Source organism: Alkaliphilus pronyensis, assembly GCF_009017275.1.
GTDB lineage: Bacteria > Bacillota > Clostridia > Peptostreptococcales > Natronincolaceae > Alkaliphilus_C > Alkaliphilus_C pronyensis.
The window spans coordinates 12,746-29,331 of the sequence record NZ_WBZC01000006.1; the positions used below are offsets into that span (position 1 = coordinate 12,746).

Annotated in this window: 18 protein-coding genes; all 18 read right to left on the reverse strand. The window is 34.1% G+C overall.

Annotation, left to right across the window (positions count from 1 at the left end; all coding sequences use genetic code 11):
- Positions 1–24 precede the first annotated feature (24 nt).
- The gene (locus F8154_RS01915) at positions 25–1,470 is read right to left on the reverse strand and encodes a VirB4 family type IV secretion system protein (protein ID WP_330577817.1); all 1,446 of its coding nucleotides are present in this window, start codon (positions 1,468–1,470) and stop codon (positions 25–27) included.
- 338 nt (positions 1,471–1,808) lie between these two features.
- Entirely contained in the window at positions 1,809–2,441 is a 633-nt protein-coding gene (locus F8154_RS01920; protein ID WP_243141130.1) for a hypothetical protein, read from the reverse strand.
- Complete coding sequence (locus F8154_RS01925) at positions 2,438–2,791, reverse strand: DUF3846 domain-containing protein (RefSeq protein ID WP_151859904.1); 354 nt, start codon at positions 2,789–2,791, stop codon at positions 2,438–2,440. The genes F8154_RS01920 and F8154_RS01925 overlap by 4 nt, the downstream gene beginning before the upstream one ends.
- The gene (locus tag F8154_RS01930; protein WP_151859905.1) at positions 2,788–4,020 is read right to left on the reverse strand and encodes a C40 family peptidase; all 1,233 of its coding nucleotides are present in this window, start codon (positions 4,018–4,020) and stop codon (positions 2,788–2,790) included. Before F8154_RS01930 ends, F8154_RS01925 begins: the two co-directional genes overlap by 4 nt.
- A 12-nt stretch (positions 4,021–4,032) precedes the next feature.
- On the reverse strand, positions 4,033–6,048 hold the full coding sequence (locus tag F8154_RS01935) for a hypothetical protein (RefSeq protein ID WP_151859906.1): 2,016 nt from the start codon (positions 6,046–6,048) through the stop codon (positions 4,033–4,035).
- 56 nt (positions 6,049–6,104) lie between these two features.
- Entirely contained in the window at positions 6,105–6,752 is a 648-nt protein-coding gene (locus F8154_RS01940; protein ID WP_151859907.1) for a hypothetical protein, read from the reverse strand.
- Positions 6,749–7,066, reverse strand: coding sequence for a PadR family transcriptional regulator (locus F8154_RS01945; protein WP_192930118.1), 318 nt, complete (start codon positions 7,064–7,066; stop codon positions 6,749–6,751). Before F8154_RS01945 ends, F8154_RS01940 begins: the two co-directional genes overlap by 4 nt.
- A gap of 84 nt (positions 7,067–7,150) precedes the next feature.
- Positions 7,151–7,675, reverse strand: a complete 525-nt coding sequence (locus F8154_RS01950) for a hypothetical protein (RefSeq protein WP_151859909.1) — start codon at positions 7,673–7,675, stop codon at positions 7,151–7,153.
- Positions 7,663–8,055, reverse strand: coding sequence for a DUF4320 family protein (locus tag F8154_RS01955; RefSeq protein WP_151859910.1), 393 nt, complete (start codon positions 8,053–8,055; stop codon positions 7,663–7,665). Before F8154_RS01955 ends, F8154_RS01950 begins: the two co-directional genes overlap by 13 nt.
- A gap of 179 nt (positions 8,056–8,234) precedes the next feature.
- Entirely contained in the window at positions 8,235–8,396 is a 162-nt protein-coding gene (locus tag F8154_RS14980) for a hypothetical protein (RefSeq protein ID WP_192930119.1), read from the reverse strand.
- A gap of 195 nt (positions 8,397–8,591) precedes the next feature.
- Positions 8,592–9,698 carry a hypothetical protein gene (locus F8154_RS01960; RefSeq protein ID WP_151859911.1) on the reverse strand — a complete coding sequence of 369 codons (1,107 nt, stop codon included), beginning with the start codon at positions 9,696–9,698 and terminating at the stop codon, positions 8,592–8,594.
- Between the two features lie 160 nt (positions 9,699–9,858).
- Complete coding sequence (locus tag F8154_RS01965) at positions 9,859–10,866, reverse strand: restriction endonuclease (protein WP_151859912.1); 1,008 nt, start codon at positions 10,864–10,866, stop codon at positions 9,859–9,861.
- A gap of 127 nt (positions 10,867–10,993) precedes the next feature.
- On the reverse strand, positions 10,994–11,518 hold the full coding sequence (locus F8154_RS01970) for a hypothetical protein (protein ID WP_151859913.1): 525 nt from the start codon (positions 11,516–11,518) through the stop codon (positions 10,994–10,996).
- Positions 11,519–11,633: 115 nt separating this feature from the next.
- Positions 11,634–12,506 carry a secretion protein F gene (locus tag F8154_RS01975; RefSeq protein WP_151859914.1) on the reverse strand — a complete coding sequence of 291 codons (873 nt, stop codon included), beginning with the start codon at positions 12,504–12,506 and terminating at the stop codon, positions 11,634–11,636.
- 5 nt (positions 12,507–12,511) lie between these two features.
- A complete protein-coding gene (locus F8154_RS01980) occupies positions 12,512–13,429 on the reverse strand; it encodes a type II secretion system F family protein (protein WP_243141131.1) in 918 nt (305 codons plus the stop codon).
- A 7-nt stretch (positions 13,430–13,436) separates the two neighbouring features.
- Positions 13,437–14,759, reverse strand: coding sequence for a CpaF/VirB11 family protein (locus F8154_RS01985; protein WP_243141132.1), 1,323 nt, complete (start codon positions 14,757–14,759; stop codon positions 13,437–13,439).
- Positions 14,752–15,636 carry a ParA family protein gene (locus F8154_RS01990; protein WP_151859916.1) on the reverse strand — a complete coding sequence of 295 codons (885 nt, stop codon included), beginning with the start codon at positions 15,634–15,636 and terminating at the stop codon, positions 14,752–14,754. Before F8154_RS01990 ends, F8154_RS01985 begins: the two co-directional genes overlap by 8 nt.
- Positions 15,629–16,586: Flp pilus assembly protein CpaB (gene cpaB, locus F8154_RS01995; protein WP_243141133.1), on the reverse strand; the 958-nt coding region annotated here is incomplete at its 5' end. The genes F8154_RS01990 and cpaB, both read right to left, overlap by 8 nt.

The following is a 16,586-nucleotide window of genomic DNA, read 5'->3' on the forward strand; positions in this document are numbered from 1 at the left end:
AACTTATTTTCTCCTTTAATTTTTCTATCTGCCACCGCTACTGCCCATATAATCAAATTTATAAGATGGTATATGAAAGTTCACATGAAGTCTCTTAGAACCAACCATCAGTAACCCATCACCCCTTTTCTTTTGAGCAAGTAATGCTTCTTCTGCATCCGTTAGATTATAGAGTTCTTTTAGCTCTGTAAGATTCTTCCCATCTGTTCCTAGAAGCACCTTGAAACACGGGATATCTAGTAACGCTTGACCATACATTCTGATTGGTGGTGCAAGGAAATCCACAACTGAATGAGATACGATAGTCAAGCCTGCTTCATACTTTCTTGCTCGCTTAGCTACATCTCTAAGAAAAACCAAGGATTGTGGCACTCTTTGATCAATCATTAAATAGGCTTCATCAGCAATAAGTAAAACGGGTTCAGTTCTGTCTTTACTCATCTCATTCCAACACCAGGTCAATAGATTAAAATACTGGGTTTTCTTCACGTTATCACTGGCATTTTGTAGTGAAAAAGTATCTAGGCAAACGCATCTGGATTCTGCTTTGATACTACTATGTCCACCAAATAAAAAAGAATCGCCACCTATAGCGATATCCTTAAGTAATGTTGCCAGTTCTTTATGATTTGTCTCTTCTTTTGACTTATCTAAGATCAGTTCATATAAATCCTTCATAATAGGGAAATCGTCATTCCTTAATGGTTTGATATCTGTATCCCAGTGTATTTTGAACTTGTTGTATAGCTCGATTAAGGCTGATTTTAATAGAGCTTTTTGAATTTCTGTAAGTTCCATATAGAGATTGAAAAATACCTCTACATTTTTTAGATGAAGAGCCATTGCACCTAATCCTTCAGCTTCATCATCTTCATTGATAGCAGGTATATCTCTTATCTGTAATGGATTGATTCGACCATTGCTACCACCGCCTGCATTAATCACATCGCCACCTAATGCTTGGCATAACTCTCGGTACTCTGATTCTGGATCAATAAAGAGGATTCGAGTACCTTTCATATATTCAGATATGGCAAGATGTTTCACCACTGTAGATTTTCCTACACCTGCCACACCAAGTATGGTGAAATTACTGTTGGTTCTATCTCCACCACGTTTCCATGTATCCAGTACAACAAGTCCCCCACTGGAATCCTTTGCAAAGTAATACCCTCTACCATCACTGTAGCCACTAGTCGAGAAGGGATAACCGCCGACGAATGTACTCATTGGCATGACTCTTTGTAGTATATTTCCTATGTCTTTATGTCTTCTGTAGTAAGGTGACAAATTCTTAAAAGCTTGCTCTTGAAGATTGGCAAGAACCCTCCCTTTACATTTAGATGAAGCGATGGCACTTTGAGTTTTTCTACATACTTTTTCAAAATCTTTATCATCTTTGGATAAGGGCATAATGCTTAGACTCATTGCACCTATAGATTGGTTATCACCATCAATGCTCTCGATCATTTTATCCCCATCTAGTGCTGCTCGTTCAGCTCTCTTTTGTAAAAGTGGGTCTTTATTGTAAACCGCATCACTTCTATTGCGAATGATGCTACTGGATATACTGTCCATAAAATCACTACTATCAACAGGGTTGAAGGTGATACTTGTAATGGTTTTAGGAACATTGGTGAGTTTGGATAACCAACCGTAATCTACTTTTTGAGGATATTTGACTATGCCATAAATCTTAGCTAAATTTTCACCCATTATTAAACTATTTCTTTTCATTTCAACGCCAATAGGTGTCAGCATACTTAGCAAGGTCTGATTGGGTAGTTTTTGCTTTTCAATTTGTTTTTTCACGATACCGACACCTCACTTTTTTCATAAACAGAGTTATTGACCAAACTACAAAGTCCTACGATATCGCCCTCTTTAAGCAAGGTACAAGGGACACCACAACTTTCAAATCGTCTGATAAAATCTTTGGCTCTTTTAATCAAGTCTTCTTCAACACCGTCATAGTATTTCTGCCAAAGAACAATATAAAACTGCCGTTCAACAACCTCACCTGATAAGGCATAATCATTCATTTCATAGATTTCCTTTCGCAGTAATGTCTTTTGTATTTGATCAGTGCTGTTATGAAGTAACTCTGTGTATTCTGAAATAAGCGATGAGATATCTACTGGTCGAGATATGGCTATAAATTTGAAGGGTTCATTTAAACTTGAAAGTTCTGCTGTTAGCATGTTGCATAAAGATTCTTTCTCTCTCTCTGATAAAAGTTCAATGGATATGGGCTGAATTTTGAAATAGCTCATCACATAATCATCTTTGGTATATAGAAAGTGATCTTTGATATCCACAATATTCACAAAGTCCTGTGCAGTATTTACTTGTGTCTTCTTTGACACCACGAATTTTGTGTAAAAAAAATACCCTATACCTCCGAAAAGGCATAGGGCAATCATAATAATAGGTAGTATCATAGGCATTCCTCCATATCATCTATCATGGAGAGATTCACATAGTATTCTATTTTATCAAAACGCTTCATGTATTTGTCTATTTGCTCATCGGTTAAAGATATACTCTCTTCTCCACCATTATCACCTACAACAATAAAGTTACCTGCAATAATATCGCCATTATCTAATGCTCGGTTACCCTCTAGTCCTATAAGCTTTCCAACCAGATTGCAAAATATAACCGTATTATCATCTAAAAATACAAGTTGAATATCGCCTTCAACCAGTGCTCTTAGGTTTTGATAGGTCTCTTCAAATTCAATAACTTCTGGTTTTTCTCCTACTCGAACATATATACCTTTTATTTTCATTCTGCATCAGCTCCTTCATCTTCAATTAATATGGCAGGTCTTCTAAAATAACGAAATCCTTTTGTATCAGCGTCATCGATAGAAACATTATTAGCACTTGAATTACAATGAGCTACAAGAATTTTGCCATTATCACTTACTTCAACAACGATTCCAATATGATTAATTTTTCTTGTGTTAGGTGCTGCTATAAATGCCAAATCGCCTTTCTTTACTTGTACTTTTGTGATAGATGTTGATGTATTCCACTGGGCTGTAACACCATGTCCTATTGTTTTATCAATGGTAGCATAATGCAAACCAGTATTGGCAAACACCCAAGTTATATAACCACTACAATCCAGTCCAAAGGGTCTTACTGTCCCAGTTGACCTGCTACCATCAGCAGTTACTTCTCTAGGTGTTCCCCATCTATTATCCCAATCTGTTGCTAGGCTTTTGCCACCCCAAAAGTAACGTACTTTACCAACTATGCTCTTAGCCTTCTCTACTATCAATTCTCTATCAACATAATAGTCCACTGGTAAACAGGATTTAATCTGCTCAATTTCATCATTTGAAAGAAACATCTGTCCATCTATCCCAAGGATATAATCACTACTCTGAAGGACTTCCTTTAAAAGTTGATTTTGATCAGTATCAAACTTATATCTTGTAGCCATTTCTTCTGCTGTTAAACTATTAATGGTGATGGTTTTATGATGGGTTGTGATTGTAATTATAGATGCGTTGCCATTTGAATCTGTCACAGTTTTTTCTTCTCTTTCCTCTTCAACAACCACATCTATCTGATTCATTTTCCAAAAGAGCTTTTCTAATTCGTCTTTACTTGCTCCATCAAAATAAGCAACTTGCTCTCCATTTTCGGTTGTTTGTAAAACACTAAAAAAAGACAACACCTGAACTGAATTATCAATCAAGGTGTTATCTTCACTGCCCATGACAATGGTTTCAATAGAATTCATATCAGGGTCTTGCTGTTCTATTTCAATTTTTTCTTGAAACTGGGTTTGTAGCTCTAGCATGTATGCTTGAACTGAAATATCTTCTCCACTGCTTCCACTACTGAATAAGCTAGAAAATATAATGAATGGTGATGCTAGTAAGAGTAAAATCAATATAAGCGGTGTTAATAAAGCTATAAGTATGATCCACCTCCCATTCTCACTTGAGCCTAGTTTGCCAATAGTGGTTGCTACTTTTGCTATGGTTAATGGGTCTACTGCCATCTTACTACCTCCTTACGGTAAATCAGGTGCAACATGCCAGTCATCATAAACTGAGCCTTCTATGGTTACACCGTCATTTAGGTTCACTCTTAACATGCCATCAGGTGTCCAACAATCTATGACTTTACTATAAACTTTATATGCTCCGTCAGGATAAGGCAAAGGGGTGAAATGGGTTCTACTGTTAAAGGTAGAGTATGGGTTCTCCTTAAACTCAAATGTTCTTCCTCCAGTTTTATCAAGGAGTCGCCAATAGTTATTGTAATGGAATTCTGGAAAATAAGTCACAACATTTTGAGCAGTGGTATAGTGACTTGACGGTGCATTGGTTGTAATCCCTGCATCCACTTTGATATCAACACCATAACCACTGGCAATGGTATACTCCCCATATTTTTCTTTTGCAGTAGGATTATAAGCATCTGGCTTTAACTCCATATCTGCTTGGATACTGGCTGTATATCTTGTGTAAGTATAATCCCACTGACCGTAATCTTCCCACCATCCTTCATCAACCCATTTATAACGATGTACACGTTTTGTACTGCCGTCTGCTCTTGTTTTGGTGTAGCATCCACTATGATATTTTTTCCAGTTCTCATGCCATCTATAATCCGCATCCCATACGGCACTATAAATGCCCCAAGTAGCTGTCATTTTATCAGCTTCGTAGGGCATTGATGGAATTTCAAAATTTGGCATCTTATCTGTTGGTCGTGGATCAGGTGGTGCATTCTCAGCTAAACCCTCTATCTTAACTTTGAAACTGGTGCTTCGACCACCTTCTTGTAATCTAGCAGAGCTATTACCTGAGATGTTTACATTAATCGTTACTTCACATGGTTGTGATGGGGTTCGCCATTTTAGGAAGGCATATTGACTGTCACCATTAGGAATAACAACAGGCATGGTTGTTGATTGACCATTGGCAGTAATAGTCACATAGGCTTTACCATTTGATGGATTGGTATAGGCACTTTTTCGTGTATCTTTTTCCTTGTGACGTGTATCTGGAGTAATATCACCACTGGCAGCTTGCACCATTACCGAGGTAATTACATCTGTATTCACTCGATAAGTATAATCATAAGTTGTATCATTAGGTATAACATCTACCCCACTAGCTTCAAGCATTCGCATTCCAATACCGCCACCTCTAATGATTCTGTCATCACTCCAGTGAACACCATCTTTTAAAGGACTTGTTACAGGAACACCTACCCAACTTTCTTCAAGTACAATAGAGTTAGGTAAATCACTATGGGTCATCCCAGCCACGTACTGTCCTGTGCTTCCCCAGAACCAGTTGAAGTATCCTAACTTTTGAGAAAGGGCATACTCTGTTGCTGTAAAGGCAATGGGTTGTCTATAGCCACTACTATTGGGCTTTGTATAAGTAATAATTACGGGTTCATAAACAATGAGCCATGCAACTTTATTTTGATATTGCCCATTGATTTTAACTGGTAGGATGTCTTCAGGTGGGTAGTAATCCGTTTTATTGTTGATGGTAAATTGTATGTTGCTAATAAGCCCTTCTCTGGTTGTACCTTTTTGATCTGCAAAAGCATTTAACATCATGTTGAGTGTATTTACATCTCCAAAATACGATTTAACAGCATCAATATTTCCACCGTTAGTTATTGGAATGGGTGGTGGTGCATCTTCAATATAAGTCACTGAATCAAAAGAGACACTACTTAATCCTGCACCAATCCTGTATTTAAACTTGTTATGGCTACTTGTTATCAATCCAGAAGGTAAACTAAAGGACTTTGGTTTAATAAAGATAGGGTTATTACCTATCATCTTAAAATCACCTATATCGTTGTCCATATCAACTGAATCTCTTAAGCCAACATACACAGACACCTTATACATGTATTCAGCACTTCTGTAGTAACCTTTTCCTTGAAGTGCATTGTTAGTATTGCCACTTCCACTATCTGCATTATCCTCAGCATATACATACATAATCGAACCGAACATACACAGTAGCAAAAGTATTGCTAAATATCTTTTCACCATATCATCTCCTCATAAAAAAAGCCAACCCCTAAAAGAATTGACTTTATAACATACTATTAAAATTTATCGCCTTCACCTGCTTTACCATCATTTTCATAATACTCTTCACCATCATGCTTACCAGGAGCATCATTTCCCTCTTGTTGTGAAGGGGGATTCAAAAATGGATTTTCACTATCAGGTACAGTATTTTCTTCTTGTTTATCATCTGTTTCCTCTGGTACTTTTGGTGTAACAACAACAGGATTCTCAGGTTGTTCTATTTCTTCTACTTTAGGTGGTTCTTCGTACTCAGGTGGTTCAGGATTCTCTTCTTCATCGCCTTTTTTAACCGTATCTTCACTTTCAGGTATTAGTTCTACCTCAGTATCAGTGATTTCTTCAACTGACTCTTCTCCCGATTCTTTTTCAGGCGATTCAGGCACAGGCGGAACTTTAGGTTCATCAATATCTAATATTATTTCATCATTAGAATTCTCTTCTTTAACTTCTTGATTTTGCTCTGAGTTTTGAATCTTGGGAACATCCACTATTTCCTCTTGTTCAATATCTTCAACATTAACTTCCAGTTGCTTCTTTACTTCCGAGTCTATCTGATTAATTTGTGTAGTTGGCTGCAACCTTTGATATATACCATAACCTAAAGCAATTGCAACAATTAATAGTATTGCAACAACGCTTATGTATTTCATTCTATCTTTCATTCATATCCCTCCGTATTCTTCTTAATACGAGATATTAATACCTCAAGTTTGTTTAACTCTTCATAAATCGTATGTCGTCCTTTTTCTGTAATTCCATAATAGATAATTCGTCTATTTTCGTTCACTTCTTCTGTTACCTCAATAAGTTCTTGTTCTAACATTTTCTTTAACTTGGCATAGGGTGAAGCATTTAATGTTTTTACTTCTCCTTCTGATATGCGAGTAACTTTTTTTGAAATATCGTATCCTTTAAGTGGTTCTTTCAATAATGCTAGTAAAATGTATATTGTTAAATCTGTTTGTCTCTTTGACAACATCATCACTCCTCAATGCTATGATTGTTATAACTATAGTTTCTATAATCATCTTATCATTTATTGGGTGATATTGTCAAGAGCTTAGAACTTAGGGGTGAACTTTGCCTTAACTTTTTGTCTCATGACCATGTCAGGTAAATGTCCCCATCCAAATTCTAAGGGAACTCTCAAGACTATATAAGCATCAGCACTAAATTCATCATTCTCATTACCTCTAAAAGGTGTGTTCCTTACATTAACAGAAAGATCATAAATAGCGTATTCTTCTTGACTACTTGCATATTTCACATATTCAGCTCCATTTCTCTGTAGTCCAAGTAGATTTGATAGTTCTGCATAAATTGCTCCATTATCAATATCACTATTCCAATTAGAACCACTTAAAGTATATCCACCTGCATATCCTTGTCTAAGTCCATTGAAGTTGTTATCCCAATTGTTTGTTACAACCGATATCACCGATGATTGCACACCATCACGCACCCCCTTTGCAATAATTTTTAGCCTTAAATATTCTGCAATGACTGTAAAAATAAGCATCATAACTAACACAATGACGCACGCCATTAGAACTGCATTTCCCTCTTTGTTTCTTAATCTTTCCAATAAACTTCACTCCTTCCTGTGGCTTTTGATGTTAGTATTATGGGAAATGAGCCAAAAGAAAAGAAACCGATATCGGTTTCCAATGTAAGCTCAAGGCTAAATTCATTATTTAGTTGTATTGTCCCTGTTGTTGACCACTTTGCTGTCGGATTCAATCCTGTGTCATTTTTCATCTGATTAATTTTTACTTTTGTCTGTGTTCCTATTCGCCCTTCTATTTCTGCATATCTTACTACTTCATCAGCAAAGGTATCTAGTTTTGCTTTTTTGATAAATATAGGTAATACACTTGTCGTTAGTGCTATCATGAGCATCACTACAAAGACTACGATTACTATGTCAATGTAACCCTCGCCTTTTTTGTTTTTTAGTATGTTCATGTATTCACTCCTTTCTTTACAGTAATACAATAAAAAGCTCCCCAATATAAACAGTCATTTTCTGTTATACCCAAGAGCTATATTCAATAAGTAATATTCGCTTATACCAAACTAATTAATACACTAAAATCCAGCAACTAATAATGTGTTAAGCGTAGTTTTAATCTTCAATATTCTATTTACTTTCCTACTATCCAATTTTCAATTACTCTAACTTCTTCATTCATCTTTAACTCAACAAGGCTATATAAATCAAATAGTTCTTTTTTATCCTTTGCACTTTCTTTAGTAGAAGTCAAATATTGATAAGTCTCTTTCTCTAAAAGGTCACATACAAACATATATTCCTTAATATCATCAATCGACTTTATATCTTCTTTAGTTATAGTATCATCACATTAGAGCAAATCCATTACTCTGATCTGTACATTGTACATCAACATTCGCTTTTCCATTTGTCCACTAACATTGTATCACCCTTGCGGAAAACTAACCTCAATAAAAGGTGTGTCTTAATGAAGAACTAAAGCATTTATCTAGTTCAACTCATACCACTCGACTATTTTAGTCACAATGTCAGAACAATAATCTATACTATTCATTAAATAGTTCTCACTAATTTCTAAAAAATCACCTTCATTTTTCGAAAATAGGTTAAATGATGTTATATACTGCTCGTCACAAACTCCAGATTTATGTAGATGAACATTGCGCCTATTAGATATTTCCATCAAATTTTTGAATAATATTTTATTATTGAGTACATCTAAATTCTTATATATTTTAATCAAATCTTTTAAATATTTTTGTTTCAAGCATTCATCGACAGTATTAGAAATCATTTCTTGATTATTAGCAAACTTCCCAAAATCCTTCACTTTTAACTTGTAGTCTGATTCGCAAAAATAAGATATATACTGATAAAAATGTTCTTCTAACAATTGCTTTGTCATATCAAAAATAGTTGCATCAAATGTCGACATAAGCAATATAAAGCTTTGGCGATTAGCATTTAAAGTATTGTTTATATCATTGATGAACAAAGTAGTTTTCAACTTATCTATGAAAACTAAAACATCTTCACTTTCATTCATTACTTTCTCCAAATATAATCTTAATGCATTACTCGCTATTTTTTGCAAATCAAACTCTATTACCTTATCAATAATTTCTTTACTCGGTCCAATATGTTCAAATCTATTGAATTTTTTTAAATATATTTTTTTTAAAAAAGTAATAAGATTTTCTATACTATCATCATTCTTATAGATTTCTATAAAATCATAGTAATCTGCATCATAAAATTCATCATTAACCATCATTATAAATTCATCATCAAAATATTCACTCATATCGATTTCTTCCGGAATGAGTTTTATTATATCATTCGTTATATCAATATAATTGATCAAAAACTCTTTTGCCTCATCTATAAAGGAAAAAATCATTCCAATATCACTTGGATATTCTGATAACTCCTGAAGAGCCAATAAGTTGTCATTTGCAAATCCAAATATGTATAGTTGGTTAATATTCCAGCTCATTTCACTCCATCGAGGTAATTTTGACATTGAAATAATTAGATTATTATAAGCTAATATTTTTTCAACTTCATCGTCAAATCTATTCATTATATCTTTCATTTTACGCTCCTCTAATCTGAATTATATTTAACATTCCCGTAATTGCTCACTATTCACCTCCTCCAATTTAACTTGACCAATCACTATAAATCATCTTTCAACATCAATCACCTAAGATGAGATTGTAGCAAACTGGAGTGTTATTACAAAGAAAAAAACGTTATATTGTTGATTCCAATAATAATTCATTCAAATCATTCCTTCTAGTCCATATTCCAGATGATATTTTGTCATAACTCTTACATAATGAAATTATTTTATCTTTACCACCATAATTCACAAGTTTTCTCTCAACTTCTGTTAATGATTCAAATGCATTTGAACAATATCCCGAAGTTGACAAATACAAACCTGATTCTCTTTTTTCGTTTACTACAACATTAATAAAATCTTTGATAGCCTTATAACCAACTCGACTACCTGCTTTCCAATGCTTAATCTCAACGATATAACTTTTGTATTTATTCTCAACCAAACATTCTAAAATTAGATCTTTACCTCCGTCTTTACTAGAAGGAGTTAATGTTACATCAAATCCTAACCCATCAAAAATAGCAGCCATCATACGCTCAATATCACGCCATTCTAATTTGTATAATTGATCAGGGTTATTTGCTATAATCTTGGCAAATTTGGTACTAAGATTATATATAAGCACCTCAATATCTTTACTATCACTTTCTGTTTCAAATCTATTTCGTATTCTTTGACTCCAGTGGAGCAGATCACTTATATCCATTAAATCAACTTTAATAGGTTTCTTCTCTAATACCATGCTCCGAGCTGTGGCTGTAAAATTCGAGTTAGTTAATAATATACATCTTGAAAACCCTCTAATTCGTGAAGTGCCGACTAATTTATTTATCACATTTGCACCAACTGAGCTTATATAATGTTTATATTCTATTCCAATATCATCTTCATTAGTTGGATTTTTTGATTTCGCAACAAAATCAAAACCTTTATCAGAATGCGCTGAACTTTGACTTAATTCATATCCATCTATTTCTAGCAAATCGGATAATATATTACCAATTTTCTTTTCTGCACTATATGGTGATAGGTTTATAGATTCATTCAAATATGTCTTGATTCGACTATCTATATCATCCAATTTATTAACACTCATTATTTCACCTACTTTTAGCTTTTTACTTTCTAATAACATTATCGGTAGTTACCAACATGTTCCCCATCGCTTAAAATAACACTTTCATTATCCCCACCGTTAACAGCAACTATACTAATTCTAAACTTAGGGATATATGGGTAAATACAGCATTAGATTAAGTTTATTAAAGGTCTTTATTAATTATATTTTTCAATTCACTAATATAAGGATTAACATATTCATATAAATCATCAATATACATTATTCCTTCATTGACAAGTTTGTCTTTAATCCATTTTTCGTACGTCTGCATCAACAAAACAGCTTTATCCAGCACTGGTACTGGCTGCCTATGATTTTTGTCATGATGTGCGACGTAGGAATTTCTAAATTCAAGCATTTCAGAATGATACTTTTTCCATTCATCCATTGTCATCTCTAACGTACTTAAAAGTATATTTCTGAACTCTTCAATCTCATCTTCTCTTAAATGATGTTGCCAATGTGTCATATTAACATTCTTATTTCCAAATATTCTACACCAGTATATAAATAAATTTTTGATACTTGTGTTACTAAAAATAGTCCAAAATAACGTATTTGATTTTAGATTTTCTAGCTGAATATGAACCATTCTATATGCTCTAAAATGCATATAGAATTCATTCATTGATTCAACTTGATACTCATAAAATTTATCTTTCTTCAAAATGACTCCTTCTAATAATTTTCATCTAACATGCTTTGTTAACACTTTTATTGTAACTTTGATAATCCGTTCTTTTATTATACACCTTCCAATTAATTCCTGTCCACTGCATCAACTAAAACAACTCTTTCATACTCCCTACAATCTGCAACACCATCACCACAAGGTACATCATGACAAAACATCCAAGCATCATCATAGAATACTTTTTAATCTTGGCAGGTCTTTTCATTACCTCTGATTTTAATCTTTGTAATTCTAATTGCTTAAAATCATGGGATAACATTTGAAAATAAACGATGTTATTATCTCCCCTAATTGTTCCAACAAGCCCTCTAATAACATCTGATAGCATACTGCTACCAATCCTTGTTTCAAACCTAGTTAATGCACTTTCTAAGTTTCCTGATTTCATATCAGCGATTGTAATCTCTAGTTCTCTTTTAAATATGCCTGTAGTATTTTTCTTATAAGTTTCCAAAATAGCTAGGATGTCTCGACTCCCGTGTAATTCTTGAGTCAGCGTATTGACAAATCGGGGGATTTCATATTCTATAGTCTTCTTGCTTTTTTTTAGTTTTTCATCTGCACTGTCAAGTTCTTTAAATAATACTAAAATAGACGTTATTAAAAGAACTGGTGCAAGTAATGGCAGTATCAATATAGAAGGAATAATACTTAACAGTACTATCCCTGCTTTTACATAGGCTCGTGCGATAAACACCTCTGGGGTCAATTTAATGTTAGCTGATCTTAAGGTCATTATAAGTTTTCTTTTTTTGAAATTTCCAAGCTTAATGAACCTCCCAACCTTCTCTGATAATTCCAACGTAATCACTTCAAAAGCATTTGGCTTTTCTATACCTTTTTTACTCACTGCTAAATAGACTTTATTAGCTCGCTTTGTTGGTACTTTCAATACGTCTAATAAGATTAAAAAAAGCCCTATTCCGAAGAATAGAGCAAACATAAATAGTATACTGTTCAATTACATCACCTCCTGTATTCTACTGGTCTTGATAGCTTAACTACACCCGATATGGATATGACTAAAACGATAGTACATATTGCCAATGTTCCCTTGCCTACAGGTGTATGCATCAGCGTATGATACCAGTCACGATTAAGAAAATAAATCAACGGTATATTACCAAGTAATAAAGCTGCCATCATCATAAACTCTTTAATTGGCTCATAGAGCATGTTATCTAATTCAGATGATACAATCCTCATATCTGATAACTTTGAGACAATTGGTATTAACGTGGATTTTAAATTCTTATCTTCTTGGCAATCCATTAGGACATCTACCCATTCTCTGAATACATCGCTATCAATCTTCTCTCTCAATTTTTCCAACGCCATATTAATATTAGAATTAATGAGTTTGGTATCTGCTAAAAAAGCATTGAAAATATTATAAATAGGTGGATTGATATAATCTATATTCTCTTCAATAGCAGTTATAATACTGTCACACCTCATATAAGATGTGGTAACCACTGATAAAACTGTCTCTAACTCTCCATTAAGTTCATTTTTCCACTTGGTGGATATTAGTTTAACATACCAAAAGGGCATCAATGCAAAACCTACACCTAATATAGGCATCATCAATTTGTTGTTCATCAGTAAAGCAAAAGCCATCCCTACAACAGATAGAATCAATGATAATGTTGTGATAAAGTAGAAGCTATTTTCACGTCCGGTCATTGCCAGTACTTCTTTTGTTTCTCCTAGTAATCGCTTTATTCCTTTTGATTTCTTTTTCTGAGTCACATTTAATACCTTTTGTCTTATACTTACTCGTGACTTTTTATGGCGGTATGATTTTAAATGATTAAAGATTTCTATAGGTGATATATCCAGAAGTACCATAAGTCCTGCTACCATTAAAATAAAGGCAATCATTATTAAATTATTCATTTGCCACACCTCCCATTAGCTGACTCAATTCAGCCTTTGATATACCATTTTCTAATAATCTCTTTTGCATAACTGCCGATGGTTTACTCACCATTTCATATTGACCAATAATCTTTGACCTACCATCAACCTCTACATTATCAACCACATTGTATTTATGGAGTGTACGAATCTCCCTGCTGCCATCTTCTTTAATCAGGCACTCCGTAATCTCCATGATATGCCTTGTGTTATCCTCTAGCTTTTTACAGAATGCAATAATCGGAAAGGCTTCTGTAACGAGGTTATATAATGTCTTTTCATCCATATCATATTTTTGCTTGCATAATGTCACCATCCTATAATAAGTAGCTATACATGAGTTCGCATGAATAGTTGTTGAAACACCATGACCCGATCTTGCAGATTCTTGGGCATAAAAAGCTTCATCACTTTTCATCTCAGCGACACATATATAATCAGGATTAACCGTAAGGGCAGTCTCTAATAGTTTTGCCATTGTGATCGACTGTTTAGGATCATCACTTTGTCTCGTGACTGTATGAATCACATTATTGATGACCTCCCCTTTATCGTTCTTTTGTATCAAATTAAACTCACGAGTCCCATTTTCAATGGTGAAAAGCCTTTTGTTATTGGGCAAAGTGGATAATACATAACTCATCAACGTTGTTTTACCGCTAGATGTTGCTCCTGTAAAACAGATACTTTCTCCATATCTATGCGCCAATGTCAGAAAATCTAACATCTCAGCACTGGCTGTATCATTCCTAATAAAATCCTCTTTTGATAGCTTTCTTGGATTAATGATACGGATGGATACAGATACCCCTACATCTTTATCTACAATGCCTTTAGCAATCGCTGTAATTCTTATTTTATCGCTAAGATGACCAACGACAATAGGTTGTGAACTATCCAAAATCATACCACTTTGATGAAGTAATCTTCTGATTACATCCATTGCATGAGTTGGCGAATTAAAATGCTCATCAGCAGGCTTTATCTCACCATTAGAGTAGGTCACCTTGATATCATTAAAGCTGTTTACATTGATTTCTTCTATATCATCTCTTTCAAGGTACCCAGTTAGAAAGCTGAATTCAGCCATTTCCATATACAGACGTTCAATCAAGCTAGATTTATTGTATCCATCTACCTTTAGTTGATTTTCTTCTATATACTTCTTGATATAGGACTTCAACTTGATTTTACTTTCTGCCACACCATCATCTGTTATCAATATGGCATAGTTCTTTGAAATATGTTCCTGCACACGCCTTAAGACTTCTGTAAAGTCCATATATTTACTCATAATCATCTTGCTCCTTTTCTTTTTTTCTTCTTAGATTTGACAAGAATTCTCGGATTTTAATGCACAATTGCTTTGGGGCAATTCTTTTCTTTTTTGATCCTTCTTTACGCTTCTTAACCGTTTTATTAGTCTGCTCTGCTTCTATTTCCTCATCTGAAATTACTGATAGCAATTTTTCTAAATTTACATTATAACTTTCGCTTTTTTTATCCTTTAAAGCATTTAACAAAAGTCCCTCCCTGTACTGACCCACAATTTCATCTAAATACGTCAACTCATAATCAATGCCCCCATAATGATTCAATATCATGGCTCTTGGTTCGATTTCTTCTAACTTACTCAGCACTTTAATGTGATTATTTAAGTTATAAGATTTATCCGATAGCAATGGCAAAGTTGATTTAAAATAACTGACTGCTCTTAAATCACTGCCACATAATCGGATAACTTGATCTGCCAATTTTAGAGAGGCTTTTGAAAGATGATTTAAGTGAACAACTGAAGATACATCAATAATTAAATAATCTACCACATGGGATAAATTAACGATTAATTCATTGGCACGATATTCTGTATACTCGGCATAACTCGCTATGTTTTCACCTTGTCTATATCCTAGAAAGGCAATATTCTTATTATCTTTTAGGGTCAATAGGTTCTTTAAAATATCCTCTTGGGTTAATGTGACCATTTCTAGTAGCTTCCCTAAAGATTTATCCTCTTCCTTTACAAAGGGTAATATTACGCCCAGTGGAGTAATAATATCTGTACACAACACCATTACATTATTATTCTTAGAGAGTATCTTTGCTAGTTTCATTGATAGAGTTGTTTTACCACTATTAGGACTGCCCCATATTGCGATTATTTTACTCAATGGCATCTTCCTCCTCATTGTCTACTTCACCTTCAGGACTTGGTTTGTCTATTGATTCTTTAGCAGCTAAATCTTCCAATACTTCATCTTGCTTCATTAAAAAAGCCTTTGTATTATCGTCACTCCCACGATATACAAAGGCTAGATGTATCTTTCCGTTAATTTCTAAGTCTGCAAGCATAATGGCTTGTCTTTCAGATACGCATAATGTAATTGTTGTCGGTAATTCTTTTTCCTCTCCTTCTTCTGTTTCATTTTGATTGGTATCATATCCAGTACCTAATGTAACAGCAAGCACCTTAATATATTTGAGTTCTATTGGTGAGAGTGTTTCTTTCTCATTACCATAATCCGCCACATATACCGAAACAATATCTCCCATTTGTAGCTTCCCTGATAGTCCACTGGCAAAGGTTCTTAGTGTTACAGATATGGCTCGTTTATCTCCTGTAAAATCATCAAGATAGCCATACTCAGCAATTGGTACATCTGATAATTTTGATGGCAAGATATAATCTGATTTTTTCATATCTACAGTTACATACTTGCCTACGATATTCTCCCTGTTTTTGATAATATCGTTAGGTAAATTGTAGCCACCTACTTCAACAGTTCGGAGCATACTGGATGTGATTTCATCACCTACGGCTACATCCTTTGTTAATCTAACAACACTTACTTTACTTGATACTGCTTCATTAAACATTGGTGTTAGTCCAAAGCAAATGAAAAGAGATAGCACAATACAGGCTATCCCTAGAATGGTTCTGTTTTTTAATATTTTCATGTAATCCTCCTTTTTAAGTAAAATATTTTTAGTTGTTTGCAAAATGCTTGAACCATTGAAATTAAAGCATTTTAGCAATGTATTTATATTGTTTTCCTCCTCTAAATATAGTAAAATATAGGTATACCGACCAAAAATACTATAAAGAGGAGAAAAACAAATG

Bases quoted from the DNA above. Each gene is read 5' to 3' on its own strand.
- F8154_RS01915 (WP_330577817.1), bottom strand. From the start codon at position 1,470: ATGATCGAGAGCATTGATGGTGATAACCAATCTATAGGTGCAATGAGT.
- F8154_RS01920 (WP_243141130.1), bottom strand. From the start codon at position 2,441: ATGATACTACCTATTATTATGATTGCCCTATGCCTTTTCGGAGGTATA.
- F8154_RS01925 (WP_151859904.1), bottom strand. From the start codon at position 2,791: ATGAAAATAAAAGGTATATATGTTCGAGTAGGAGAAAAACCAGAAGTT.
- F8154_RS01930 (WP_151859905.1), bottom strand. From the start codon at position 4,020: ATGGCAGTAGACCCATTAACCATAGCAAAAGTAGCAACCACTATTGGC.
- F8154_RS01935 (WP_151859906.1), bottom strand. From the start codon at position 6,048: ATGGTGAAAAGATATTTAGCAATACTTTTGCTACTGTGTATGTTCGGT.
- F8154_RS01940 (WP_151859907.1), bottom strand. From the start codon at position 6,752: ATGAAAGATAGAATGAAATACATAAGCGTTGTTGCAATACTATTAATT.
- F8154_RS01955 (WP_151859910.1), bottom strand. From the start codon at position 8,055: ATGAACATACTAAAAAACAAAAAAGGCGAGGGTTACATTGACATAGTA.
- F8154_RS14980 (WP_192930119.1), bottom strand. From the start codon at position 8,396: ATGTTTGTATGTGACCTTTTAGAGAAAGAGACTTATCAATATTTGACT.
- F8154_RS01960 (WP_151859911.1), bottom strand. From the start codon at position 9,698: ATGAAAGATATAATGAATAGATTTGACGATGAAGTTGAAAAAATATTA.
- F8154_RS01965 (WP_151859912.1), bottom strand. From the start codon at position 10,866: ATGTTATTAGAAAGTAAAAAGCTAAAAGTAGGTGAAATAATGAGTGTT.
- F8154_RS01980 (WP_243141131.1), bottom strand. From the start codon at position 13,429: ATGATTGCCTTTATTTTAATGGTAGCAGGACTTATGGTACTTCTGGAT.
- F8154_RS01985 (WP_243141132.1), bottom strand. From the start codon at position 14,759: ATGAGTAAATATATGGACTTTACAGAAGTCTTAAGGCGTGTGCAGGAA.